Here is a 24,887-nt window from a genome sequence, read left to right as displayed (position 1 = left end):
TTTATCTCTTTGCTTCCTCTGTTCGAGCGAGAGTTAATTAAATGCTTAACAACGCGTCACTTGACATTAACTAAAATCGAATGTTTGATGGGTGGGTATAAATAGTTATACTCACCCATCAAACAATATTTAATGAACGTTAATTTTGACCAACGATCTCAGCAGCGCGAAGTTAAGGCGCGTTTTGGGGCGAGGAAATGAGGGAAGCATTCCCCTTGCGCCCTACGGCGACGCGGGGTCTTTCCTCTTTTCGCGCTTTGCAACGGCGGCGGACAGAGAGTCCGCGAGAGCATATTCCACTCGCCCGTTGCGAGACAGTTGCGTTGCGGTGAAGCAGTTGCGCGGGTTCGGGGCTGTGGGCGTGATTGCATCGCGCCCACACAGCCCCGTCGCGTTGAAACAAACGAAGGACTTGTCCGCACGTACTTGTCCGCATGTACTGTCGAGGGCGAGCAAACTTCGTAACAAAGGCTTAAGCCGCATGTAGGCTTCGTCCGGGACGTGGCGGAGCCTGCTCTGAATAATCTTGCCTAAGGGATAATTATTGAAGCAAATATTCATCTAGTTTTGATATTAAGAAATAACTTAATTATAAAATACGGCTATATTGTCTAGAAAAACTGGCTGCAATTAGACAACATGAAAAAGTCAATTCGTCCTTTTGAAAACGTATTTTCAGTTATATCATTACTGCTATTTTCAAATGGGTTTTATTCTATTATCTTAGGAGAAACTGTTGGACAGGGGGATATAGATAGCCCAGCACTCCGCCTTGCTTTTATAGGCATATATTTCATTACTATTTCATTACTGGCTTTTCGTTGGCAAAGAACTTTAATGTTTTTAAGTAGCCACTTATGGGTATTGTTTTTGCTTGGTTTGGCGCTCGCCTCAATATCCTGGTCATCTGTTCCTGAGATAGCCTTTAGAAAAGTAGTAGCTTTGATTGGAGGAACTTTATTCGCATTATATCTAGGTTCTAGCTACGATTTTAAGCAACAGCTAAGAATATATGGCTGGACTTTTGGTATTTCTATATTTTTTAGCTTCTTATTGGCTTTGGCTCTGCCACAATACGGAATAATGAATACCGATGCTATTGTTGGTGCTTGGAAGGGTATTTTTCCTCACAAAAATGGCTTGGGAGAAAGTATGTTTGCCAGCTTTATTAGCTTTTATTTTTTGTCACTTTTACATAAAGAAAGACGGTTATTTTTCCAAATTTGCTGTTTTTTATCAGTAATTTTAATTTATTTTGCGGAATCTGCCACTTCTTTAATGAGCGTTTTATTTATTTTTGTGACTGCTCAAGGATTAAAAAGACTATCATTGCAGTCCAAGAAAAGCGTGTTTTTAATATTACTATTTTTAATTTTTACCTCTTTAATCTTGTTTTTGTTTTTAATTAACTTCAATACATTTTTAAGCGTTAATGGTAAAGACATAACTTTGTCTGGCAGGACTCTTTTGTGGCACACTTTATGGCAGTTTATACAGCAAAAGCCACTTCTAGGCTATGGTTATGGGAGCTTTTTTTCTGGACAAAGTAGAACGGCTTATTTATTATGGCAAATACATGATTGGTCTCCTGTCCACTCTCACAATGGCTATATACAACTTTGGATTGATTTAGGACTTATTGGCTTGGTTGTATTTTTACTAGGATATGCTAACTGTTTATTTAGATCTTTATATGGATATTTAGCCTCTAAAGATTTGAAGATGCTCTGGATATTTTTATTTTTAATGTACGATTTGTTTTCAAATTGTACAGAAGTTTCTTTTTTTACTGGAGGCAATATCTGGATCATTACCCTAGCTTCACTCTATTCAATGAAAGTAAAGACTCAGAAAACAACGCCTAAAATTGTGGCATCTCCCAGTTGATTTATGTTTAAAGAAAAGTTTAGTTTAATACTTAGCAATTTATTACAAAATAAACTATTCAAGAATACTTGGACAATATTTCAATCTTTTATTTTAAGATTAGTTATTCAAGGTTTCTACTTCGTTATTTTAGCTCGTACTTTCGCCCCAGAAAAATACGGGGCATATGTAGGCATAGTGGCAATAGTATCTATTTTTATTCCTTTTGCAGGCTGGGGTAGTGGAGAAGTATTCATCCAAAATGTTGCACGCGATCGCAGTCTATTTAGAGAGTATTTTGGAGCTACAATTCTCAAAACCCTTTTATTTAGCTCAATATTTACAGCTTTAATATTAATAGCTTATAATTTTTTTTCTATACCAAATATTTCAATATATTCGGTATTTTTTGTGACTTTAGCTAATCTAACCTTTTTAAAGTTTAATGATATTGCCAGGGATGCTTTTATGGCTGTGGGACTCTTAAATTACACAGCTAAAACTATTGTCTTGATGTCATTAAACAGGTTTGTCGCAGTGCTAGTATTCATTGCTTTTTTTGACCAGCCCAGTATACTTACATGGTGCATACTCTATTGCGTTGCTACGTTTGTTTCTGGAGCAGCATCTATCTATCTGGTTATTAAGCTAGTTGGCTATCCCAAATTCAACTTATCTAGAGTAAAACAAGAGTTGCGACTTGGTTTTGCATTTGCCGTCAGCGTATCTGCCCAAAATATTTATAATGATTTAGATAAATCGATGCTGGCTAAGTTATCTACCTTAGAAGCGACTGGAATATATGGGGCAGCATATCATATACTAAATGTTGCCTTGACTCCAATTCAATCAGTTGCCTTAGCTTCGTTTAGAAAATTCTTTCAACACGGCGCTTCAGGAATTAAAGGGAGTTTTGAACTATGTAAGAAGCTCCTACCTCTTTCTCTTGCGTATTCCTTATTAGCAGTTGTAGGTCTAGTCGTCCTTGCACCTCTATTACCGATTATATTAGGCTCCCAATATCAGGCTTCTGCTCGTGCTTTAATCTGGCTTTCGCCAACAATTTTTTTGCGAACAATGCACTTTTTTGCAGCAGATACTTTAACAGGAGCAAATTATCAAAGCTCTCGAACTACTGCTCAAGTATTAGTAGCTATTATCAATGGCTTATTAAATTTCTGGCTTATTCCTAAGTATGGTTGGCTTGGTGCTATTTGGGCAACAATTGCTTCTGAATTTTTATTAATGGTTTTTCTCTGGGGTTTTGTTTATCGATATTCTAAACAATCGGCATCAAATATTTAGCAAACTAATATAGTCAAAGAATATAGTTCTATGACCAGAAAATTATTTAAATACGGTAGACGTTCATTATTATTAGCTTTTGGTGGATTTGGTGCGACAAGTTTAACTTGTCAACAGCAAGATTCTCAAGCCCAAGAGCCAGAATTTAATTTATATTTGAGTAAATTAACTAAACAAAATAAAAGTGTTAGAGGAGAAACTCTGCGTCAAATAGCAGCATCTAAAGGCATAATTTATGGCGGATATACTCAAAGGGCTTATGATGAATTGCCTCACGATATAAAGTTTAAAGAAAATTTTTGTCGAGAATATGCCATGGTAGTAGGTGGCTTTTTTGGAGTTACCGTTGGTCCTTTCGGCTACAACAATTATAATTTTCAACAAACTGACGCTTTCTTTAACTTTGCAACTCAAAATAATCTGATTTTTCGCGCGCATCCTTTAATTTGGAATGAATTTAATTCGCCTTGGCTAGTAGAGAAATTTAAGGCTGCTGATACTACTAGTGCCGAAATCGATAAAATCTTTACTAATCACGTTGCTACTTTAGCCAAACGTCATGCAGGCAGAATACATTCTTGGGATGTAATTAATGAAGCAATTAACGTTGATGATGGCAGAAGCGATAATTTAAAAGACACTACCAAAAGTGGTATTAGAGGTGAAAAATGTCCAGCCTGGCTTAATTTTTTGGGACCAGACTATATTGAACGTGCTTTTCATATTGCTGCTCAAGCTGACCCTAAAGCGATCTTAGTTTATAACGATAATGGTTTAACCTACAGCAATCCCTACAACAGCAGTTGGGACGGAAAACGCCGAATAGCCGTTTTGAAATTGTTAGAACGATTAAAAGCAAAGGGAACACCTGTTCACGCTTTGGGTATTCAAAGCCATTTAGATGGGAGTAGAAACCAAGAATTTGATGGTCAGAAGTTTAGGAAATTTCTCAGTGATGTTGCCAGTATGGGATTACAAATTATCATTTCTGAATTGGATGTCAGGGATGCTAAACTCCCCAAAGATATGGCAACTCGCGATCGCTTAGTAGCAGAGGCATATTATCAGTATCTTTCTGTTGTTCTAGATGAACCTGCCGTCACCACAATTGTTAGTTGGGGCCTGAGCGATCGCTATACTTGGCTAAGTGGCTTTGCTCCTAGAAAAGATGATGCGGATGTTCGTCCATTATTGTTAGATCGAGGCTATTTACGAAAACCCGCCTGGAATGCAGTAGCCAGAGCTTTACGAGAAGCTCCCAACAGAACTTAAGCCACAGATTACTTCTAAACGGACGAAGTAATCTGTGAGCGTTGGGTAATAGTTAGTTAACAATAGGTAAACTAGTTTAGCCAGAAATCAAATAATTAAAAAGCCAAAACCTAAAATAATTAATAACACTTTTATATTTGCCTTAAACTCTTCACGTTGGCAATGCTATTGCTTTAAATGTAGTTGCCTTGGCATTTTTTTAGATGCAATATAGACTTGAACAGCTTTAGCTCTCAATAACCAATCAGCTTGATTTTTTGATACTAAAGTTATCCATAGGTTAAGGTAATATTAATGAAATACTCCTTGGTTTTTATTTAGTAAAGATATATGAAGTCTAGCAATTTTGCAGGAGAGTTTAACCTGCCAGCTTATAATTTATCTCCTGCGAAAGTTACTAAGTTTCTGCTGACAATTATTGCCTTACTGGAAAAGTTTAGAAACGTTGAAAACAAAAGACTCGGAGAGTTGACAAAGGGAAGGAGAAGTCAGTATTTTGAAAAAGACAATTCAATTACGAAACATGATTAAAACATTTTCATATAGTTAGTTTTGTTAGCAATATTCTGATTAATGATATTCAATTTATTTACCTACACCAGATTTCAAATGCCAAAAGTACAAAATAGACTGGAAGTCAAACAGAATTTACTTGCAGAAATTAAGGAACTACAAAACAATCTTCAAGCCTTTAATGATTCACCAATTACAGATTTAGAAATTAGCCAAAAAAAGGTTCAAAAGATAGAAGCATTAACGGTTAATCTAGAAAACCTTACTCCTTTTCCTCGTCCTCTGACTTATGGTAGTCAGCTACTTGACGGTGCTTGGCTATTAGAATATTCAACCGCCAGAGAAATTCGCTCTTTAAGACGTTTACCCTTCGGTTTTTTGGTTGGTAAAATATACCAAATAATCGACATTAAAACTGCATCCTTTGAAAATAGAGCTTGGGTAAAACACAAGACGGGTTTGTTATCAGGATATGTCAGGATAACAGCCACGTTTGAACCAGCATTAACAGAGGAAGATCGGCTTCCCAATCAAAAAATTAACGTAAATTTTAGACAACGCTTTATTGCCATTACTAAAATATTAGGAATTAAGACAAAGATACTCGATCCGCTCAAAGTTTTAGAAGCTCGAAATCCTCAAGGCAGAATTCCCAGTTTAGATATTACCTATATTGATGAAACAATGAGAATTGGTCGTGGTGGAGATGGTAGCTTATTTATTTTGACTAAAGCTTAAAATGCTGAATAAATAGGTATATTAAATAGTTCCAATAAATAATAATGTATAATATTTGATAAAAATAAATTCCAGTTTTTGAGTTCTTATATCTTTCTTTTTGCTTTTCAGTTGAAACAAATGACTAATCATTTAGCAACTTATGTTTAATTTTCAGTAGAGTTAGTCAGATTTATGCCACAGAAGGGGATAAAGTGCAAGCAGGAGAACCATTAATTCAGCTAAGACCAAATATTCAAACGGGACAGTTAAGCAGCCTTTAATTCTGCCCAGACTGCAAGAGCTAACGCCCAAGCAAAACTACAATCGGTACAGTCACGAGCTACTGCTGCTGCCGATGTAAAACTACAAAACGAGCAATATCGCCGTCGTCAATTTTGGTAGAACAAGGAGCATTAGCGCGAGAGGAACTAGATTTAGTCCAACGCGATCGCGCGATCGCTCAACTCAATTGTGCCGATGACAAAATTCAAGCAGCCCGTTCAAGACAGTGATGACCTACAACATTTACTATTTAACAAAACTCATGCCATACATAGGCTGGTTTTTAGAAATCCAGGTGTGTCTCAATAGCTTTTTTAGCTTGGGGCTAGAATTGGCGATTGTTTCTGGTTGATAATCAAATAGACTATTTTCTAAAGGATGAACATATTGGGGTGTATAGTTACCCAGTAAAGATACTCTAGGGCGATCGCTTTTGTTAACCGAAGTATCATGCCAACATAGACCATGGGAAATAATGGCTGTTCCTGCTGTTCCCGTAATTTTTTCTGCCGTTTTTTCAAACTGTATTTTATTTGGCTTGGTGGCTAGGTTTTGTGTTCCCGCAGCAAACAAAGGTGCGCCATTATCCGCAGTAAAATCTTCCATTAGCCAAATAACTTGAATCTCTAAAATTGGTTGGCTAGGAAAAGGAGAAGTCATTGCCCAGTATGGATAATCGACATGAATGCCCATTCTTTCTGCCCCAGGCTTCAGAATATGCGCCGAGAAACCGCCTAAGACAATATCTTCCCCAAGAATTGCTTCAATAACTGCCAGGATTAACTTGTCTTGGACTAATTTAGTGAAAAACTCTCCTTTATAAATCAAGCCATACAGTCTTTCTTTTTTACCCTGAACAACCAGTTTGTTTTCCTGTTTTTCCTGTTGAGCAAGTTCAAGAATTAAATTTCTTGCTTCTGTTGTTTCTTTAAGACTTAGCAAATCAGGTAGGATAATATACCCTTTCCCTTGAATGATTTCCTCAGTTAATTTAGTTAAATTCACTTTAGTTAGTAATTTGTAATTTGCTAGGGGCGAAGGGCTGTTTGCCCGTACAGTAGTAATCAGTAATTATCTTTCCATTTCCGCAACAGATTTAGGTACATCTGAAGTTAAAACATCGTGTCCATCGATAGTTACGAGTAAATCGTCTTCAATCCTGATGCCAATACCTTTCCACTTGTCGGGGATTTCTGGCTGTCCTTCGGCAGGTTTGATATGGGGAGAAACATAAATTCCTGGTTCAACTGTGACTATATGTCCAGGAGTAAGATTTTGCCAATCCTCGTTATGCCTATATGTTCCTGCATCGTGGACATCTAAACCTAGCCAATGTCCTGTTCGGTGCATATAAAAAGGTTTGTACTTCTCTTCTTTGATAATTTCTTCTAGGTCGCCTTGAAGTAACCCCAAATCCAACAAACCTTGAACAATTACGCAGACAGCCATGTCGTGAAACTCATTATAAGGCTTACCTGGCTGAACTTCAGCGATCGCCTTTAGCTGCGCCTCTAAAACAATTTCATACAGGGCTTTTTGTTCTGGGGTAAATTTGCCCCCGACTGGAAAAGTACGGGTAATATCGCCATTGTAATAGCCATAGGAACAGCCAGCATCTATTAGCAGCAGTTCATTGTCCTGCATCTGGCGTTCATTTTCTATATAGTGCAAAATACAGGCATTTTCACCTGATGCCACAATCGAAGGATAGGCAATACCAATTCCTCCTTCCTTGCGAAATATATGCTCTATTTCTGCCTGTACTTGGTATTCATAAAGCCCTGGTTGAGCAAATTCACGGGCGCGATTATGAGCCATGGCGGATATTTTGGTTGCCTGACGCATCATGGCAATTTCTCCAGGGCTTTTGACTGAGCGCATCGCAAAGGTGAGAGGTCGAGTATCTTCAAGTGCTAGGGGAGCTTTGCCACGTTTTTGGTAGCCTCGCATTAGTCTCTGCCAGTGAGAGATGATAGTGTTATTAAAACTTTCTTCACTACCTAAATGATAATAAATGCGATCGGCATTAACTAAGTATTGAGGTAGTTTTTCATCTAATTCAGCAATAGGATAAGCTTCGTCCGCACCATATATCTCTTTGGCTGCGTCTACACCACAACGATAGCCCGTCCAAGTTTCTTTCTCTGGGTCTTTAGGCTGCACAAAGAGAATATACTGATGTTCTTCATGATGAGGCGCGAACACCGCCACCGCTTCTGGTTCATTAAATCCAGTTAAATAATAAAAGCTGCTTTCCTGGCGGTAGGTATATTCAACATCGTTGTGCATAGTAGCCAATCGCGCACTACGGAAAATTGCCGTACCGTTGCCAATCTTTGACATTAATTCTTGCTGACGTTGGCGGTATTCTTGTTGCTCAATCCCCATTCTGTTTTAATTCCCTAGCACTCTATGTAGAAAGATTTATATAGTTTATTATGCAATAGAACAAATATCTGTGGTGTCATACGTTTGTAGCTAATTAAATGCAAATTTCAGCAGAGGATTTACTAACGCCGATTTTTGTTTAAAGTGCGATCGCTAATCTTTTATTGGTTGTTATGCTTTAGACAAAAATAATAAATTTTGTTCTGAGCGTTGGTCAACATGGCATCTAAAGTAAAATTGAGCTTTTATGGCGATCGCTAACATGAAAATTAAATCAAAAACTGTCAACGCCAAAGGAATTAAATTTTTTGTCGAAGAAGAAAATGAAATAGCAAGAGCTTATCTATACATCATGCACAATGATTTGCACGAAGAGCCTTTTGGTTTACTCGAAGATGTTTATGTTGCTGAAAATCATCGAGGCAGAGGTTTAGGGACGCAAGTAATTGAACAAGCAGTTAAGGTCGCCAAAGAACAGAATTGTTATAAGCTAATTGCTACTAGTAGAAAATCTCGTCCTCAAGTCCATCAACTATATCAAAAATTAGGTTTTTATGAACGAGGTTTAGAATTTAGGTTAAATTTTTAACCTGTCGGCTAAGAGCTAAAAGCTAAAAGCTACATCAACACTTTAATTAATTGTCTTAACCTAAAATTAGCGTTAATTAAGCATGATTTACCGCCGTTATCCTACATTCTTTTTTAGATATTTGTAGACTAATTGAGGAAGTTTATTTTTATAAAACAATTTTTTCACCTATGAAACGAGTATCCAGTACCGAAAATTATTTATTAGTTAGTCATATTTTGGCGATGGCTTTTGGTTTGGCAGGAATTATTTTAGTGTTGCCCAATCCTAATTTTTTGGCAAAGTTAGGCGAGTTTGAATGGGGTCTGACAATTTTTGGCTGGTCTATGGCTGGTGGTGGTGTAGCCTATATGGTGCTTGCTACGGCTGCCGTGGCTCTTTATGCTTATCGCACTTTAGGATTGTGGCATTGGTTAAGCTTTATGATTCCTGCGATCGCTTTATCATTAGGAAGCGAGCTTTTAGGTACTAGTACAGGCTTTCCTTTTGGCGAATATCGTTATCTTAGCGGTTTAGGCTATAAAATTGCGGGTTTGGTGCCGTTTACCATCCCCTTATCTTGGTTTTATTTGGGTTTTAGTGCTTACATTATTGCCTTAGCTGGCTTAAGCAGATTAGATATTAAAAACTGGGTCTGCCAGTTGGGAGCAATTATTTGCGGTGCCTTATGCTTAACATCCTGGGATTTTGTCCTCGATCCTGCCATGAGTCAAGCACCTATTCCTTTTTGGGTATGGGATCAACCAGGAGCATTTTTTGGGATGCCCTATCAGAACTTTGCAGGCTGGATGGGTACAGGAATTATTTTTATGACGGTGGCTGCTTTACTTTGGAGAGTAAAACCTTTTACCTTGCCCAATAATGATCTAAAGTTACCCTTAGCGATTTACTTGGCAAACTTCACTTTTGCTACGGTTTTGAGTTTGGCAGCAGGATTTTATGTACCTGTACTACTAGGGTTTGTCTTGGGTATCTTGCCTCTAATAATTTTATATGGAATAGCAACCAACCCCTCGGCAGCTTCTGCCGACAATGCACTAGCAACTAATAACTAACAACTTTTCGGAGTAATGAGTGGATTCTGAGCTTTTATATGTATTAATCTTGGGGATTTTATTATCTCAAATAGTAGCTACCGCAATTTTATTATCTCGCTTACTCAAGGGTGCCAAAAGGCGATCGCCTTTACTACCTCAGTTGGCTAACCCTGATTTAATAGGTAAGGTAAGCGTTGTTGTGCCTACGCTCAATGAAGCCGAACGCATTACTCCTTGCTTAGAAGGTTTGACTCTTCAAACTTATGAACTTCGAGAAATCATTGTAGTTGATAGCAATTCCCAAGATGGCACTCAGGATCTAGTCAAAGCAGAGGAAAAAAAAGATCCTCGATTTCGCCTAATTACCGACGATCCTTTGCCTCCTGGCTGGATTGGTCGTCCTTGGGCTTTACACACAGGCTATTTACACACTTCGCGCCACAGTGAATGGTTTTTAGGCATAGATGCAGATACTCAACCTCAGCCTGGTTTAATTCCTAGTTTGCTTAATGCTGCTGAGGCAGAAGGCTACGACATGGTATCTCTGGCACCGCAATTTGTGCTGCAATACAGGGGTGAATGGTTTTTACAGCCAGCCTTGCTGATGACTTTGTTGTATCGCTTTGATTCGGCTGGGGTAGATGCAGCTAGCTCTAGTAGAGTCATGGCAAATGGGCAGTGTTTTTTATGTCGTCGTTCAGTTTTGGCAAAACTAGATGGCTATACGACTGCTGCTGGCTCTTTTTGTGATGATGTGACCTTAGCTAGAAATATTGCTGCTGCGGGTTATAAAGTGGGCTTTTTTGATGGCTCAAAAGTAATTAAGGTCAAAATGTACGAAGGCGCAAAAGAAACCTGGAATGAATGGGGGCGATCGCTCGATCTTAAAGACGCAGCCTCAAATGCCCAGGTATGGGGTGATGTGTTGTTTCTCTTGTTTGTACAGGCTTTACCTTTACCGATGCTATTTCTGAACTTATATCTTCTTAGCTCAGGCATTAATTATCCCGTCGTCATTGCCTTACTTAGCATAAATACTTTCTTAGTTTTGATGCGCTGGGGAATGTTGATCGCGATTGCACCTTCCTATTCTGGTTCGTCTTTCTTCTTTTGGCTATCTCCTTTTGCCGATTCCCTTGCCGTGTTGCGAATATTTTTATCTTCCTTGAAAAAGCCAACAAAATGGCGTGGTCGAACCTACTAAACTAGCATTCGGCGCCAATCAGAGAAAGAGAACAATATTTCAATATTAGCGCTCGCAAAGCTAGCGATCGGCATTGTCTTATTGGCTTGTAAAGTAAAATATGAATATCATAAAAATTAAATAGTAAATAAAAATAGTGTCTCCAACATCAGTAACTCAACACATTGAAATTACCCCTGGAGTGTGTGATGGAAAGCCTCGTATTGCTGGGCATCGCATTAGAGTGCAAGATATAGTTATTTGGCATGAAATGATGAGTCTTTCTGCCGATGAAATTATTGATCATCATCCCAGTATCACTCTAGCTGACGTATACGCTGCATTATCTTACTATTACGACCATCTAGAAGAAATTAGACAAAATATCAGAGACAGTGAAACTTTTGCTCAGGAGTTAGCAGCAAAAACACCTTCTATCCTTCGAGGTAAATTGAAAGAGCGAAATGTCAGGCAGGATTAAGTTTCATCTGGATGAAAACGTAAGTAATGCAATCGCCAACGGATTAAGACGAAGAGGAATTGATGTTACTACAACTTCAGAAGTAGGTTTGATTAGTGCATCCGATGAAGAACAAATGGCATTTGCATTTATCGAAGAAAGAGTCGTTTTTACTCAAGATGATGACTTTTTGAAGTTGCATCAAGCTGGCATTTCTCATTGTGGAATTACATATTGTCGTCAAAGAAGTCGAAATATTGGCGAAATTATTAATACTTTAGCTTTAATTTGGGAATGGGTAGAATTAGATGATATTGAAGGGAGAGTAGAATTTATTTAGTAACCGTAGTGTTTTGTCAATTAAGTTTACATCCACCTCTCCAATAAAATCAAAACGACTTAGTAGTTAGTTGCTTTTCCATCAAATAATTCTTAAAAGTTTCTTCTCTACAAGCTACCTGTTGTTCTTTGACAACTGAAAATCCTTGCTTAATGAAAAATGGTTGAGCGGTAATGCTAGCTTCAGTAAATAAACGAGTTAAATTTAACTCTAAAGCTTTGTTTTCTATGGCTTTATATATTTTGTTGCCGACTCCTTGACGTTGATACTTGTGATGAGAATAGAAACGATCAATATGACCACTTGCTTCCAATTCGCCAAAACCAATTATTTTATTATCTTGTTCAGCCACATAGGTAAATCTGCTCGAACATATTTCCAGCCAATTTCTGAAACAAATATTATCAGGTGACCAAGCCTCAACCTGTTCTTTAGAATAGTCTTGAATATTTATATGTCTAACCGTATCGTAAAATAGTTGAGCTATTTGTTCTGTATCTTCTGATTGAAATAATCTAATTTTCATCATAGCTACAAAAATGTAATTTAATCCTAAGTTAAGACTACAAAGAAAAAGGTATAAACAAACCAACTCCAACACCTATATTATTGTTTTCTCCAACCCTTAATTGATGCCAAGTAGAAGAACCAACTCGATTAGTCAAATACAGTTCTAAATGAGGATCGCCGTTATCACTATTAGCCTTTTTGCCTAACAGAAATAATGGTGTCCAACGCACCCCAACTGTCCAAGGAATCTTATTCTCTCGCTGTCCGTCAACAAGGCTATTTCCTTCGCCAACCAGGTTTACGCAGACTTCTCCTGTAAGACTAACTCCTTGATGAACAGCGATCGCGCCACCCAAATTAAATCCGCCAGTTTCCATACTCTGACGTTGTACATAACCAAGTATGGGCGTTATCCAGACTGCTGCACCATCATTTATTTTGTAGTGGACGGGTAAGGCAAAATTTAGAATAAGTCGCTTTACTCTAAAAGCATCGTCTCCTCCTGGAGTAAAAATAGGTACGGTTTTATCTAACCCAGAACGTTCAAAAGCAGTTGCATCGTTCTCAAAGAAATTAAGAAAGGGTTCGTTAGTTAAACTAGCAGTTACAGCAGCACTTAAGGTAAAAGGCGCATTTTTAGCTTGATTTAAAAAACGTACTTTACCGCCGATCCCCTGTTCTGATTCGTCAATATCTCCTGCAACGTAGTCAAGAAAAATTCCTCCTTCCAAGTCTTTGAGTAAGCCGTAGCGGATAGCAGTTAAAACTCCCTGACTGCCTCGTTGAAGTTGCAAAGCTAGTTTGCAACTGGGTATAGTGCCACCATCAAAAAAAGCTAAACCATCTGTAGTTAAAGATTCTGTATCAGTTGAAGTTGCTGAGAAGTCATCATTATATTTACGATTTGCTGAGAATACATCAGGCATAAAGACCAAATTAGCTCCCAAACCCACGAAGTCTCTGTCAGCAGTCAGTGAAAGAGGGACAAAACTAGCAGCAGTATTAGTAGCATATAGGTCTAAAGCCAGACGGGGATTAGTTAAATAACGTATTCCTGCATTGTAGGCGATCTCTTTATCTAGTTTGCCTGAATCTCGATTAATACTGTTATTGCCAGTCAAAGGCAAAAATACATCGCCAAAAACAAATAATCTGGGGTTTAGCTGATAAGAAACTGCTCCAGCCAAACCTAAAACCGTACCAAAACTCTCGTTATCATTAGGCAGGCGACGAAAAAACTCTGCACTCTCATCTTTAAAGAATGCCACCGTCGGCGCAAGATTAAACTGCCAGCGATTGCCAACATCAGCCATAAAAGGCACAGCTAAAGAGACAAATACATCTCAATTATTAAATTCCGTTGATTCTTGCCCTTGAGTAAACATAAAGCCACGAGTTCCCCAAGAAGCTGCAAATACACCGCTTAAAGCTTGTGTTTATGCTTTATTACTCCAAAGTCTTTGCTTAAGTTCTAAGGCTACTTCGTTATCTTCAGTGCGTTCTAAAGTAAAATTGCCCTGCTTAATAGGCGAGCTACTGTCTACGTGCTGAAACTGAAGACTTAGCTGTAAATCATCGCTAATACCCCAGCTAAAGCCAGTATTAAAGTTGACCGCACTATCACTATTATCGACAGTATCTCTGACCAAATCAGGAAAGAAAAAGCTGCGGGTATCGAGATTGATTAAAACTTCTCCTTGACCTAAATGTTTAGCTGTAGGTTGAGCAAATAACTGTTTGGCTAAAGGTGTAAAGGTAATTTTAGTCGGCTCTAACTTATTTTCACTTGGTATTTTTGTTGATTGAGCATTAGTGACGCTTGGTTTTAATAGGAGTAGCGAAATCCCACCAACTAGCCCAACCAACAATTTACTCATGCGATCGCTTTTTACTACCTACTGGGTTGAAAACTACATATATATAGCTTCAATTTTGATTACAGCAAGCTAGATACTATCAGCTTGCTGTACAAATAGAGATAAGAAAGGATGAGGTATAAAGAAATATACAAAAAGGCTACAAAATTACAGCTTGTATTTGAAGTTCTTCTCGCCTTCATATTTAGATAGTTTGGCAAATTCGTCTAGTTCCTTTGTGCCTGGGTAAAGTTGACCGTCAATTTCCCAAGTAGGAAAAGACTGAATGCCTTTGGCTATACAAGTATCTCGCTGCGGATTTTTTCCCTGGGGATCGCATTCAACATAATCAATTTCGGCAAACGCTTCTTTACCAAATAATTCCTTTTGTTGGTAGCAATGAGGACACCAAAACGCTCCATACATCTTGACATCAGTGGATTTTAAATGATTAGCCAAAGCAATTTCCGCCTCTCCAGAAACAGTAGTAATTTCCCAGCCTTTAGGTGGTGTAGGAGCTCCCATAGGTTCAGGAATAACAATCTTGCCATCTTGGGGATCGACTACTTCTGATGGAGAGCTATCTGCTTGAGCAATGGAGGGATTAACGTTAGCATAAATTCCCAAAGTGACAACTATAGTAAGCAATGCCACTATGGCTGCCGTAAATAATATTTGTCCTATATCTTCCCAGTCTCTACCTGTGATAGTCAAAACTAATAGACTTAGAGAAAATGCTGCCGAACCAATACAGTAAGGACAAACTGTCTTTAATTCTGTGGCAAGAATATACATCAAATAGCCACTAAATACTGCCATAGCAATACTGCCTGCTAACAATAACCACCAGGTGAGGCTTTCTAGCTGCTTTTTACGGTTTTTCTGTTTGTCATAACTAATTGCTAAGGGAACAAGAGCAAAAGCTGCCATGGAAATATATGCCAAACAACCAAACAAACTTAAAGGCAATCCAAATACTTCGGCGTAAGGACTATTTAAGACACCTCCGCAACCACCACCAGCAGAGTTTATGCCACATTCCAAGGTGGCTCCAGTCAGCTTTTTGACCGTTAAAAAAGCAGTTAAAACTGTTCCTGCAATGGCTACTGCCCCAATTAAAGGACGTGACCAGCGATATATCCAGGGTAAAGAACGTCTACGGCGCATAACAACTATATGTATATGTCAATTTTATGAGTTCGTTTTTTCATTGAACAGTAAACATTAAACATTTATCATTAAGCCACTGAAATATTGATAAATGGTAAATAACATTACGATCAATGGTTTGTTGTCCAAATTATAGCTTGAGTTTAAATAAGGCTCGATCCCTGACTAACTAAATTGCTTAACTGAGGAATTAGAATTTGCTTGCTTTTCCTCTCTGGGAGCAGATTTGGCTGCTTCAACAAACTGAGATACGCGAATGGGATCGATAGTTTCGCTGATTTTGCCATAGCGTTTGAGAGAGCTTGAAACAATCACACCATCAGCAGCCTGCATAAGTTGGGTTATATTTTCCCAATTTGCTCCACTGCCAATAAATACAGGAGTATCTCCTGCTGCTGCGGATGCTAATTCGAGATCTTCTTGAGTTGGTGGGCTGCCCGTCGCCCAGCCTGATAAAATTACTCCATCTGCTAAACCTCTTTCGATGGTGTCTTTGACTGCGGTGGTTAAATTAGGCGTACTCAAAGGTCGAGCGTGCTTAACTAAAACATCTGCCAAAATTGCTACTTGTGAGCCTAATTCTCGACGATATTTGAGTAATTCATGAGCTTTTCCCTCAATTAATCCCTGATCCGTTGCCATAATTCCCGTTAGAACGTTGACACGAATAAACTGCACATCTGTACAGGTGGCGATCGCCATAGCACTTTTAGCATCGTTCCGCAGAACATTAATGCCAATGGGTAACATCACCATTCCCTTCAGGCGATCGACAATCAGGGTCATAGAACTGACTACCGCAGGATCGACACAGTCTTTCGTAAAAGGAGCATCAAAAAAGTTTTCAATAATAATACCGTCTACTCCCCCCGCTGCTAGGGCAGTAGCTTCCTGTTCGGCTCTGGCAATGACCTCTTGAAGTTTACCTTGCCAACGAGCAGAGGTAGGTAAAGGAGATAAATGAACCACCCCAATCACTGGACGATTTGTTTGCCAAATTTGTTTTAATTCCACTATGAATTCACCACGACTATTGTTTCTCCTCTGCAAAAGTTACTATTATCTCAGACAAAGCTAGATACTGTATATACTCTCATCAAGTCCCAACTAAATGTAATTTTGAAGCTAGATCCGATAATTTTGCTGCTTTTGATTCCCACTGAAGTAATTTATCTGTTAATATAATTTAACGAAAGGGTTATTTACGTATTTCGATTGATATGTATAGCCAAAAGTCAAACTCCCTCAGAAGCGGTGTCTTCAATAAAAAATAGTTTTGCGGAATACAAACTGTCTGGTTAGCTCCTGCTCCGCCGCGAAACTAAGGAAGCATAATCCAACAGTTGGTCTAAATATTTATATTTTATAAATTATATTTTATAGTTGTTCAAGACCAGGAGGTTAACGCTCCACGCAGACAAGATATTGAGTCTGACCATATATATAGATAGGAGAAATTTTTATTGCCTTTGGGTGTAAAAGTTTCAGACAATCGTGCAAATTAGTAGCAACCTTTGTATTTGGTCTTTAAAAATTAGGATGAAAAATGGCAAATAAGCCAACTATAGCTATATCCCATTTGGGATGTGAAAAAAACCGTATAGATTCAGAACATATGCTGGGCTTATTAGCTCAAGCAGGTTATCAAGTAGATTCCAACGAAGAATTAGCTGATTATGTAATTGTCAATACCTGTAGTTTTATTCAAGAAGCTAGAGAAGAATCAGTTCGTACATTAGTAGAATTAGCAGAAGCAGATAAAAAGATTGTCATTACTGGCTGTATGGCGCAGCACTTTCAGGGGGAACTTTTAGAAGAATTACCTGAAGCAATGGCGGTAGTGGGTAGTGGCGACTATCACAAAATAGTTGACGTGATTGAGCGCACCCAAACAGGGGAAAGAGTCATCGAAATCACTGAAGAACCAGTTTATATTGCCGATGAGACAGTTCCTCGCTACCGAACTACTACTGAAGGGGTAGCGTACCTGAGAGTGGCAGAAGGCTGCGACTATCGCTGTGCTTTTTGCATTATTCCTCATCTGCGGGGTAATCAGCGATCGCGTTCGATTGAATCAATTGTCGCTGAAGCTAAGTCTTTAGCTTCCCAGGGAGTACAAGAAATAATTCTGATTTCCCAAATCACCACCAACTATGGCAAAGATCTTTATGGCAAACCGATGCTGGCAGAGCTTTTAATCGAGTTGGGCAAGGTTGACGTGCCTTGGATCAGGATTCACTATGCTTATCCCACAGGATTAACTTCAGATGTCATAGCTGCCATTAGAGATACACCTAATATTCTTCCTTATCTAGATTTACCCTTACAGCATTCCCATCCCGAAATTTTAAGAGCCATGAATCGCCCTTGGCAGGGAAGGGTAAACGATGCCATTATTGAGCGTATTAAACAAGAATTACCAGGGGCAGTATTGAGGACTACTTTTATAGTTGGTTTTCCTGGGGAAACAGAAGCTCATTTCCAGCATTTAGTAGAATTTGTCAAACGACATGAGTTTGACCACGTTGGGGTGTTCACATTCTCTCCTGAAGAGGAAGCCCCTGCTCACAGCATGGAAAATCAAGTTGATCCCCAAATCAGCAATAATCGCCGAGATATTTTAATGCAGACCCAGCAACCAATTGCTGCTGCTAAAAACCAAGCTTATGTCGGTAAAAAATTAAATGTTCTTGTCGAACAAGAACATCCTAGTTCGGGGCAGTTAATTGGTCGCTCTACACAATTTGCTCCAGAAGTTGACGGACTTGTATATGTTCGTGGTGAAGCTTCTCTAGGTTCAATAATTCCTGTAAATATCACTGCCGCAGATGTTTACGACCTTTATGGGGAAGTTGCTCCCGTAGCAGCTTATGCAGCAGTCTAAACAGACTGTTGGGAATTCGTAGAAAGTCTCTAGTACCTTCAGCTAAAGCAATTTTAAGGTGCTGACAATCTATAGCGGTATTAAACTGCACAGTTTTTTAGCAAATAAACAGTAAAAGTACATAACTTATGACAACCACTTTCCAAGACTTAGGACTATCAGACGCTTGTTTAGCACAGCTAGAACAGCTAGAATTTACTGAACCTACCCAGATTCAACAAGATGCCATACCAGCTTTATTAGAAGGTAAGGATATTGTTGGTCAGTCTCAAACAGGGACAGGGAAAACCGCAGCTTTTTCCCTTCCTGCACTAGAAATTGTCGATCCCAATAACAAGGCCGTACAGGCTTTGATTCTGACACCTACTAGAGAGCTAGCTCAACAGGTGGGTCAGGCAATTCAAGATTTCACCTCCAGAGAACAAAAAGTCGTTTCTATGACAGTTTATGGTGGTCAATCTATTGAAAGACAAATCAGTAAACTGCGCCGAGGAGTTCAGATTGTTGTCGGTACTCCAGGACGAGTAATCGATCTTCTAGAACGTCGTGAACTAATTTTAGATGAGCTAAAGTTAGCCATTCTAGATGAAGCTGACGAAATGCTGAGTATGGGATTTATCGACGATATTAAAAAAATTCTGCGTCGTACCCCTGAAGGAAGACAAACTGCCTGTTTGTCCGCCACTATGCCGAGAGAAATTAAAGATCTGATCAAAAACTTTTTAAACTCTCCCGAATACATCACGGTTAAGCAACAAGAAGCAGCACCGACTAGAATTGACCAGCACGTTTATATGGTGCCTCGTGGTTGGCAAAAAATTAAGGCACTACAGCCTATCTTAGAGCTAGAAGAGCCAGAATCTGCGCTTATATTTGTTCGTACTAAGCGGACTGCTAGCGAGTTAACCAGCAAGTTGCAAGAAGCAGGTCACAGCGTTGATGAGTATCATGGCAACTTGAGTCAGGTGCAGCGAGAAAGACTAGTAAAACGCTTCCGTGATGGCAAAGTTAGAATGGTAGTAGCTACAGATATTGCAGCCAGAGGACTAGACGTACAGGATTTGAGTCATGTAATCAACTACGACTTACCTGATAACGCCGAGACATATATTCACCGTATTGGGCGGACTGGTCGTGCAGGTAAAACAGGTACAGCGATCGCCATTGCCCAATCAGGAGATCGTCGTAGTCTCAATCAAATTGAGCGTCGCATCCGTTCTAAGCTAGATGTTGCTCAAATCCCTAATAGAGCGCAGGTAGAAGCCAAGCGCATTGGCAAGCTTCAGGCAAAAATTAAAGAAACCCTAGCAGGGGAAAGAATGGCATCATTCTTGCCTTTAGTTAGAGAATTGAGCGACGAATATGATGCTCAAGCGATCGCAGCAGCAGCCTTGCAAATGGTCTATGACCGTGACTGTCCTAACTGGATGAAAGGCGATTGGGAGATTCCTGAAGATAGCTTTTCCAAACCAGTTGTTAAAGGCAAAAAAGGTCGTTCTTCTCGTAGAGGCAGCTACAGCAGTGGCAGTAAGTCTAAATTAGTTCCTAGAACTAAGCCCCAAGGTAAAGTCAGATCCCAAGTGATTATTGAACAATAAATAATTATGATTAAGTCAGCAGTTTTGAGCCAAGGTATAATTTATGCCGACGGACGCAAAACTGTGAGCTTCTTATGGTTAAATAAAGATTATTATTCAATAAGTTATTAGCTACTAGCTATTGTCAGCAGACCATAACTAGTAGCTAAAAGCTTTGAGCCAAAGTTTACCGAATAACCCTCCATAGCCCTCGTGACACTAAGTATCCCCTTGACCAACCTATCCTATCCAAGCGTTGCCAAAGCAGCAAATAACTGGCAGGGTTTGATCGAAACTTATCGCTCTTATTTACCTGTAAGCGAAGCCACTCCCGTAGTTACTTTACTAGAGGGTAATACTCCCTTAATTCTAGCTAATGGCATCTCGTCTAAAATTGGTCGTGGGGTCAAAGTCTATGTCAAATATGATGGTCTAAATCCTACAGGCAGTTTCAAAGACCGAGGTATGACCATGGCTATTTCCAAAGCTAAAGAAGATGGGGCAACAGCGGTTATCTGTGCTAGTACAGGCAATACATCAGCATCCGCAGCAGCCTATGCTCGTCGTGCGGGCTTAAAAGCGTTTGTAGTAATTCCCGATGGTTATGTTGCTTTAGGTAAACTAGCTCAGGCTTTATTATACGGTGCGGAAATAATTGCCGTAGACGGTAACTTTGATGATGCCTTGACTATTGTGTGTCAGCTTTCTGAAAATTATCCAGTTCAGTTAGTCAATTCTGTTAACCCTTATCGTCTCCAGGGACAAAAGACCGCAGCTTTTGAGATAGTTGATGTCTTGGGCAATGCTCCCGACTGGCTATGTATTCCTGTAGGCAATGCTGGTAATATTACTGCCTATTGGATGGGCTTTTGCGAATATCATACCGCTGGAAAATCTTCTCAGCTACCAAAAATGATGGGTTTCCAGGCAGCAGGTGCTGCTCCTCTAGTTTCAGGTGAGCGTGTGCATAATCCTGATACCATAGCAACAGCAATTAGAATTGGTAATCCTGCCAGTTGGCAAAAAGCGATCGCCGTTCAAGAAGCCAGCCAAGGAGAATTTAATTCTGTAACCGATACAGAAATTCTTGATGCTTATCGTCTCTTAGCTTCAGAAGAAGGAATATTTTGTGAACCAGCTAGTGCAGCTTCAGTAGCAGGTTTGCTTAAGGTTAAAGATCGAGTCCTAGACAACGCTACGGTAGTTTGCGTCCTTACAGGTAATGGTCTAAAAGATCCTAGTAGCGCAGTAGATCATAGCCTTAACGAGGTGAAATTAGGCGTTCCTCTAGAAATAGAAAAAGTAGCAAGAGTAATGGGCTTGTAACCGCGAACATCGAAGAATTACTACTCGCGGTATTGGACAAGCGATCGCAACTCGATTAGCTCAAGAAAGTACCAATGTTGTTGTCACCTATCACAGCAATCAAGAACAAGCTGAAGAAATTGCTAGTGTAATTGCCATGCTAGTAAGCGATGATGCTAGCTGGATTAGACAAAATATTCGCGCTACCTAATAAATGTTTAATAATTATATTAAACATTTATTAAGTTAAAAATGGCGATCGTAACTCTAATTAATTTATTTTCTGTACCTCAAGAAATAGAAGCCCAATTTAGTCGAAGCTGGCATAAAACAGCCGAGCAAATGAAACAGCAACCAGGATTTATTGATACCAAACTGCACCGTAATCTAAAAAAGATGGGAAGTTTCAGTTTATTAATGTAGCTCATTGGGAAAGTGCAGAAGCTTTCAAAACTGCTCAATCTAATGTAGAAATTTTTGAAAAGCAATTAGATATTGAATCAGTTCGCGATCTTTATAGCCTGGAAGCTGAATATTAGATGCTAGAGTGATAAGCTTCAGCTAAATCAATTACTCTTAAAATAAGCGATCGCATTTCAACTATTCCTAGTTTTTCGAGGAAAAAATACGGTGTGTATGGAGAAAATGCGATCGTTCCCGCCTTTGCAAATTAACGATATTCAGAAGTTTGAATATCTTGCAAACGAGCTTCATCCCGTAAAAAACGATCTATTTGAGCCGTAAAAAAGGCGCGATTTTTGGCTAAATGTTCGGGATTAGTATCGTCTAGAGGATATAGTAAAGCCTGACGCAAAGCTTGAATTACTGCCGAAGTAACGTTGTACATTGATCGCTGAAAAGTAATTCCTAACTGCACCAGCATATCGTCTTCACCTCGACAGTGTTGTTTGTAATAGTCCACCAGATAGTCGGGTAGAAAATGCCACATATCATCCATTAGCAGTGTAGGGGGAATTCCCGCCATGCCCACAGGTAAGACATCGGCATAGAGAATGCCATAGTGAAATTCTGCTTGATTTTCTGGTATTTGCTTGGCTTGGGCATTATAAGATTTTGTGCCACGGAAGGGAGAAGTGCGATAAAAAACAGTTTCTACATAAGGCAATGCAGCCTCATATAACCAAGTAAAACCTTGGGATTTAGGAATGATTTCATAGCATTCATCTCCAATATAGACATGATGGTAAATTGGTCTACCTGCTACTGCAAAGATGCCGTTAACTAGAAAATCCATTGCCTCTTTGACAGTGGTCATTTTACCTTCGTCAAAGAGATCGGACATTTCGAGAAACACAGGACACATCACTTCCCAAAATAGTCCCAAATTAGAATAGTAAGATAGCTGTCGCACCTGTTCGAGAAACATATCAGGAAACAGCTTATACATTCCCAACATTACAGGGTTGTTTTTAAAGTATGCCTTAATTGCCCGATCTGCATTGGCTTTATATTCATCGCTATCTAGATAAGCGTTGAACCTAGGATTTGTATCCTCATGCCAAAACATTGCCCGCATACAGGCTTCAGCAAACTCCATATTAATGCGATCGTGGTTGAGATGATGCAGTAACTTGGGCATCTTACCCGTTTCACCCTGGGCGATAAACTCTAATAGTTCGGGGTGTGCCGATGCTTCACCTCGCCAGACTCCAAGATCTGCATCTTTTCCTGCATAGTGATTAGGTAAGTCTAGATATTCTTGGGGCAAAAAGTATTTGAAAAAAGGCAGAGGATTTAAGAAAACTCGTTCGGCAATATAAAGTAAATCCCGCCAATAAAAATCCATCGGGATAGCGTAAGCTTTATAGATACCAATGATCTGCATCAAGTTTTCGGGAGTTTCAGGCAGCATTGAACCCCCCGCTTCTAAACGCTGGATTACATCGGCAAAGGGATGTTTTAAAGGTGGTAGTTTGGTTTGTGTTTGAGTCATGGCGATCGCAGTTAATTAGTTAGAACAGTAAAGTTATTAGTTCGGAAGTAGGGAGTATCGTAGTTGTTAATTGTTCATTGTTCATTGTTCATTGTTCACTGCCACAATAGTTGTATTGATTGGATGGCTAGCGATAACGCTAAATTCGGTGAGGTTCGTTAGCCAGGCTGGCTGTATTCCCAAGATGACAATTAAGAAAGCCAAAATAAATGCGGGCAAACGTTCGGCTAATCTGACTTTAGGATATACAGTGGTCGTTTGGCGACAGTCAATTTTGCCAAAAAATGCTTTATTAAGCAGAATGACAAAGTAAACTGAAGTTAGACCAGTCGCAATCAAGCAAAGTATCGTGAAAATTGGAAATACGGTAAAGCTTCCCTGAAAAGAAATATATTCGCCGATAAAACCGACCATACCAGGAATACCCGCACTTGCCATGACGGAAAGAATCATCAAGCCACCAATGACGGGTAGACCTCGTTGCGGATTCATCAACCCATTAAGAACGCTGAGATCGCGATCGCCAGTTTTGTTTTCTACAACCCCGACTAAGTAAAATAAGAGTGCCACAATTAAACCGTGGGCAAACATCTGGCAAATTGCCCCTGATATCGCAATAGATGTTCCGGCTGCCGTTGCTAAAACTACAAAGGCGATATGGGCAATGGAACTATACGCCACCATTTTCTTAATGTCAGTTTGAGAAATAGCTACAAACGAAGCATATAAAGCACTAACAGTTGCGATCGCAGCTAGCCAAAAAGCAACATCATTCCATAGTTGAGGAAATAACCCCAAGCCAAAGCGGATTAAGCCATAAGTCCCTAGTTTAGAAAGTATCCCCGCTAAAATCATCGACACTGGCGTTGGGGATTCTGTATAAGCATCGGGCAACCAAGTATGTAGAGGAACAAGAGGAATTTTGATGGCAAAACCGACAATTAAAGTGATTAAAAGAATTAACTGTTTGCCATAGGGTAATATCTGGGTTTGAACCATCTCATAGTCAAAGCTGCTGTCGGTCAAAAAGGCAATTCCTAAGAATCCCGCCAGAATAAAAATACCAGACAATGCCGTATAAAGCAGATACTTTGTACCTGCATAACCACGATTTTTTCCTCCCCAAATATTAATTAAGAGATAGGTGGGAATTAGCTTGATTTCGTAGAAAAGAAAAAACAATAGTAGGTTTTGTGCTGTTAATGCCCCATTAATACAGCCTGCTAAAATTAGGATTAGACTGTAAAAAAGCTGGGGTCTAGCAAAACTTTTTTCATCTTTTAGAGCTAAATCACTACTATAAATAGCTAGACAAATTAATAAGTTGTTGAGGACAACTAAGGGTAGAGATAAGCCATCAATGCCCAGATTGTAATTAAGTCCTAAAACCTCAATCCAATGTAAGAATTCGGTTGATTGTATACCTTGAATTTGGAAGTCATAGCGAAAGATTAATGACAAGGAAAGCAAAAATGCCACAAGACTAATTACTAAACTCGTTGTCCGTGTTAATTGTGGATTTTTGTTGGGTAAACAAGCAACGAGCAACGCACCTGCTATAGGTAGCCAAACTAGAAAACTAAGCATGAGTAAAGTTTTGACAATAAATTAAATAAAACGGCTGCGCCGTAGTAATTAGTGCAGGGCATTCGCCCTGTAACTAACAACTAAAAACT

The 24,887-nt window shown here is 39.3% G+C and carries 23 protein-coding genes; 14 read left to right on the top strand and 9 right to left on the bottom strand.

Annotated features, from left to right (window positions below):
- Positions 1-639 precede the first annotated feature (639 nt).
- The 5 genes from SLP02_RS03360 (at position 640) to SLP02_RS03340 (ending at position 5,694) form a co-directional block, all read left to right on the top strand.
- On the top strand, positions 640-1,887 hold the full coding sequence (locus tag SLP02_RS03360; RefSeq protein WP_319419240.1) for an O-antigen ligase family protein: 1,248 nt from the start codon (positions 640-642) through the stop codon (positions 1,885-1,887).
- A 3-nt stretch (positions 1,888-1,890) separates the two neighbouring features.
- Positions 1,891-3,171, top strand: a complete 1,281-nt coding sequence (locus SLP02_RS03355; protein ID WP_319419239.1) for an oligosaccharide flippase family protein — start codon at positions 1,891-1,893, stop codon at positions 3,169-3,171.
- A 30-nt stretch (positions 3,172-3,201) separates the two neighbouring features.
- Positions 3,202-4,443 (top strand): endo-1,4-beta-xylanase, encoded by a 1,242-nt coding sequence (locus SLP02_RS03350; RefSeq protein ID WP_319419238.1) that lies wholly within the window; start codon positions 3,202-3,204, stop codon positions 4,441-4,443.
- 330 nt (positions 4,444-4,773) lie between these two features.
- A complete protein-coding gene (locus SLP02_RS03345) occupies positions 4,774-4,974 on the top strand; it encodes a hypothetical protein (RefSeq protein ID WP_319419237.1) in 201 nt (66 codons plus the stop codon).
- Between the two features lie 78 nt (positions 4,975-5,052).
- Positions 5,053-5,694: a PAP/fibrillin family protein gene (locus tag SLP02_RS03340; RefSeq protein WP_319419236.1), complete on the top strand. Its 642-nt coding sequence runs from the start codon at positions 5,053-5,055 to the stop codon at positions 5,692-5,694.
- Between the two features lie 510 nt (positions 5,695-6,204).
- Here SLP02_RS03340 and SLP02_RS03335 read toward each other — a convergent pair.
- Together SLP02_RS03335 and SLP02_RS03330 are read right to left on the bottom strand one after the other, a co-directional pair.
- On the bottom strand, positions 6,205-6,963 hold the full coding sequence (locus tag SLP02_RS03335) for a phytanoyl-CoA dioxygenase family protein (protein WP_319419235.1): 759 nt from the start codon (positions 6,961-6,963) through the stop codon (positions 6,205-6,207).
- Positions 6,964-7,029: 66 nt separating this feature from the next.
- The gene (locus tag SLP02_RS03330) at positions 7,030-8,346 is read right to left on the bottom strand and encodes an aminopeptidase P N-terminal domain-containing protein (protein ID WP_319419234.1); all 1,317 of its coding nucleotides are present in this window, start codon (positions 8,344-8,346) and stop codon (positions 7,030-7,032) included.
- Positions 8,347-8,593: 247 nt separating this feature from the next.
- Between SLP02_RS03330 and SLP02_RS03325 the strand changes: the two genes are divergently transcribed.
- The 5 genes from SLP02_RS03325 (at position 8,594) to SLP02_RS03305 (ending at position 11,955) form a co-directional block, all read left to right on the top strand.
- Positions 8,594-8,935, top strand: a complete 342-nt coding sequence (locus SLP02_RS03325; RefSeq protein ID WP_319419233.1) for a GNAT family N-acetyltransferase — start codon at positions 8,594-8,596, stop codon at positions 8,933-8,935.
- Positions 8,936-9,105: 170 nt separating this feature from the next.
- Positions 9,106-9,990, top strand: a complete 885-nt coding sequence (cruF, locus tag SLP02_RS03320) for a gamma-carotene 1'-hydroxylase CruF (RefSeq protein WP_319419232.1) — start codon at positions 9,106-9,108, stop codon at positions 9,988-9,990.
- Positions 9,991-10,039: 49 nt separating this feature from the next.
- Positions 10,040-11,176, top strand: coding sequence for a 2'-O-glycosyltransferase CruG (gene cruG / locus SLP02_RS03315; protein WP_319419231.1), 1,137 nt, complete (start codon positions 10,040-10,042; stop codon positions 11,174-11,176).
- A 136-nt stretch (positions 11,177-11,312) separates the two neighbouring features.
- Positions 11,313-11,636: a DUF433 domain-containing protein gene (locus SLP02_RS03310; protein ID WP_319419230.1), complete on the top strand. Its 324-nt coding sequence runs from the start codon at positions 11,313-11,315 to the stop codon at positions 11,634-11,636.
- On the top strand, positions 11,620-11,955 hold the full coding sequence (locus SLP02_RS03305; protein WP_319419229.1) for a DUF5615 family PIN-like protein: 336 nt from the start codon (positions 11,620-11,622) through the stop codon (positions 11,953-11,955). The genes SLP02_RS03310 and SLP02_RS03305 overlap by 17 nt, the downstream gene beginning before the upstream one ends.
- A 49-nt stretch (positions 11,956-12,004) precedes the next feature.
- Here the strand turns inward: SLP02_RS03305 and SLP02_RS03300 are convergent, their stop codons facing one another.
- The 5 genes from SLP02_RS03300 to btpA all read right to left on the bottom strand — a co-directional run bounded on the left by SLP02_RS03300 (position 12,005) and on the right by btpA (position 16,505).
- Complete coding sequence (locus tag SLP02_RS03300) at positions 12,005-12,481, bottom strand: GNAT family N-acetyltransferase (RefSeq protein WP_413467316.1); 477 nt, start codon at positions 12,479-12,481, stop codon at positions 12,005-12,007.
- 37 nt (positions 12,482-12,518) lie between these two features.
- Positions 12,519-13,778: a hypothetical protein gene (locus tag SLP02_RS03295; protein WP_319419227.1), complete on the bottom strand. Its 1,260-nt coding sequence runs from the start codon at positions 13,776-13,778 to the stop codon at positions 12,519-12,521.
- 123 nt (positions 13,779-13,901) lie between these two features.
- Entirely contained in the window at positions 13,902-14,342 is a 441-nt protein-coding gene (locus SLP02_RS03290; protein ID WP_319419226.1) for a hypothetical protein, read from the bottom strand.
- Positions 14,343-14,489: 147 nt separating this feature from the next.
- Positions 14,490-15,488 carry a vitamin K epoxide reductase family protein gene (locus tag SLP02_RS03285; protein ID WP_319419225.1) on the bottom strand — a complete coding sequence of 333 codons (999 nt, stop codon included), beginning with the start codon at positions 15,486-15,488 and terminating at the stop codon, positions 14,490-14,492.
- A 168-nt stretch (positions 15,489-15,656) separates the two neighbouring features.
- Positions 15,657-16,505: a photosystem I biogenesis protein BtpA gene (gene btpA / locus SLP02_RS03280; RefSeq protein WP_319419224.1), complete on the bottom strand. Its 849-nt coding sequence runs from the start codon at positions 16,503-16,505 to the stop codon at positions 15,657-15,659.
- Between the two features lie 532 nt (positions 16,506-17,037).
- On the opposite strand from btpA, the gene rimO reads away from it, so the two are divergent.
- The 4 genes from rimO (at position 17,038) to SLP02_RS03260 (ending at position 21,680) form a co-directional block, all read left to right on the top strand.
- Positions 17,038-18,375, top strand: a complete 1,338-nt coding sequence (gene rimO / locus SLP02_RS03275; RefSeq protein WP_319419223.1) for a 30S ribosomal protein S12 methylthiotransferase RimO — start codon at positions 17,038-17,040, stop codon at positions 18,373-18,375.
- 128 nt (positions 18,376-18,503) lie between these two features.
- Positions 18,504-19,973 (top strand): DEAD/DEAH box helicase, encoded by a 1,470-nt coding sequence (locus SLP02_RS03270; RefSeq protein ID WP_319419222.1) that lies wholly within the window; start codon positions 18,504-18,506, stop codon positions 19,971-19,973.
- A 183-nt stretch (positions 19,974-20,156) separates the two neighbouring features.
- Positions 20,157-21,278: a threonine synthase gene (gene thrC / locus SLP02_RS03265; RefSeq protein WP_413467315.1), complete on the top strand. Its 1,122-nt coding sequence runs from the start codon at positions 20,157-20,159 to the stop codon at positions 21,276-21,278.
- A 231-nt stretch (positions 21,279-21,509) separates the two neighbouring features.
- Positions 21,510-21,680, top strand: coding sequence for an antibiotic biosynthesis monooxygenase family protein (locus tag SLP02_RS03260; RefSeq protein ID WP_319419220.1), 171 nt, complete (start codon positions 21,510-21,512; stop codon positions 21,678-21,680).
- Positions 21,681-21,927: 247 nt separating this feature from the next.
- On the opposite strand, the gene SLP02_RS03255 is transcribed toward SLP02_RS03260, so the two are convergent.
- Positions 21,928-23,211, bottom strand: a complete 1,284-nt coding sequence (locus tag SLP02_RS03255; protein ID WP_319419219.1) for a CO2 hydration protein — start codon at positions 23,209-23,211, stop codon at positions 21,928-21,930.
- A gap of 81 nt (positions 23,212-23,292) precedes the next feature.
- Positions 23,293-24,798 carry an NADH-quinone oxidoreductase subunit M gene (locus SLP02_RS03250; protein ID WP_319419218.1) on the bottom strand — a complete coding sequence of 502 codons (1,506 nt, stop codon included), beginning with the start codon at positions 24,796-24,798 and terminating at the stop codon, positions 23,293-23,295.
- Positions 24,799-24,887: the final 89 nt, after the last annotated feature.

It is taken from the genome of Pleurocapsa sp. FMAR1 (genome assembly GCF_963665995.1).
Taxonomy (GTDB): domain Bacteria; phylum Cyanobacteriota; class Cyanobacteriia; order Cyanobacteriales; family Xenococcaceae; genus Waterburya.
Note: the sequence above shows the minus strand (reverse complement) of the source record. Positions and strands in the feature narration are given on the sequence as shown.

What these genes read in the sequence shown, in the direction of transcription:
- SLP02_RS03325 (WP_319419233.1), top strand. Translation starts at nt 8,594, where the DNA reads ATGGCGATCGCTAACATGAAAATTAAATCAAAAACTGTCAACGCCAAA.
- SLP02_RS03350 (WP_319419238.1), top strand. Translation starts at nt 3,202, where the DNA reads ATGACCAGAAAATTATTTAAATACGGTAGACGTTCATTATTATTAGCT.
- SLP02_RS03255 (WP_319419219.1), bottom strand. Translation starts at nt 23,211, where the DNA reads ATGACTCAAACACAAACCAAACTACCACCTTTAAAACATCCCTTTGCC.
- SLP02_RS03330 (WP_319419234.1), bottom strand. Translation starts at nt 8,346, where the DNA reads ATGGGGATTGAGCAACAAGAATACCGCCAACGTCAGCAAGAATTAATG.
- cruF (WP_319419232.1), top strand. Translation starts at nt 9,106, where the DNA reads ATGAAACGAGTATCCAGTACCGAAAATTATTTATTAGTTAGTCATATT.
- SLP02_RS03290 (WP_319419226.1), bottom strand. Translation starts at nt 14,342, where the DNA reads ATGAGTAAATTGTTGGTTGGGCTAGTTGGTGGGATTTCGCTACTCCTA.
- SLP02_RS03340 (WP_319419236.1), top strand. Translation starts at nt 5,053, where the DNA reads ATGCCAAAAGTACAAAATAGACTGGAAGTCAAACAGAATTTACTTGCA.
- SLP02_RS03295 (WP_319419227.1), bottom strand. Translation starts at nt 13,778, where the DNA reads ATGGCTGATGTTGGCAATCGCTGGCAGTTTAATCTTGCGCCGACGGTG.
- SLP02_RS03345 (WP_319419237.1), top strand. Translation starts at nt 4,774, where the DNA reads ATGAAGTCTAGCAATTTTGCAGGAGAGTTTAACCTGCCAGCTTATAAT.
- SLP02_RS03260 (WP_319419220.1), top strand. Translation starts at nt 21,510, where the DNA reads ATGGCGATCGTAACTCTAATTAATTTATTTTCTGTACCTCAAGAAATA.
- SLP02_RS03285 (WP_319419225.1), bottom strand. Translation starts at nt 15,488, where the DNA reads ATGCGCCGTAGACGTTCTTTACCCTGGATATATCGCTGGTCACGTCCT.
- SLP02_RS03300 (WP_413467316.1), bottom strand. Translation starts at nt 12,481, where the DNA reads ATGAAAATTAGATTATTTCAATCAGAAGATACAGAACAAATAGCTCAA.
- SLP02_RS03355 (WP_319419239.1), top strand. Translation starts at nt 1,891, where the DNA reads ATGTTTAAAGAAAAGTTTAGTTTAATACTTAGCAATTTATTACAAAAT.
- SLP02_RS03250 (WP_319419218.1), bottom strand. Translation starts at nt 24,798, where the DNA reads ATGCTTAGTTTTCTAGTTTGGCTACCTATAGCAGGTGCGTTGCTCGTT.
- SLP02_RS03305 (WP_319419229.1), top strand. Translation starts at nt 11,620, where the DNA reads ATGTCAGGCAGGATTAAGTTTCATCTGGATGAAAACGTAAGTAATGCA.
- SLP02_RS03270 (WP_319419222.1), top strand. Translation starts at nt 18,504, where the DNA reads ATGACAACCACTTTCCAAGACTTAGGACTATCAGACGCTTGTTTAGCA.
- rimO (WP_319419223.1), top strand. Translation starts at nt 17,038, where the DNA reads ATGGCAAATAAGCCAACTATAGCTATATCCCATTTGGGATGTGAAAAA.
- SLP02_RS03360 (WP_319419240.1), top strand. Translation starts at nt 640, where the DNA reads ATGAAAAAGTCAATTCGTCCTTTTGAAAACGTATTTTCAGTTATATCA.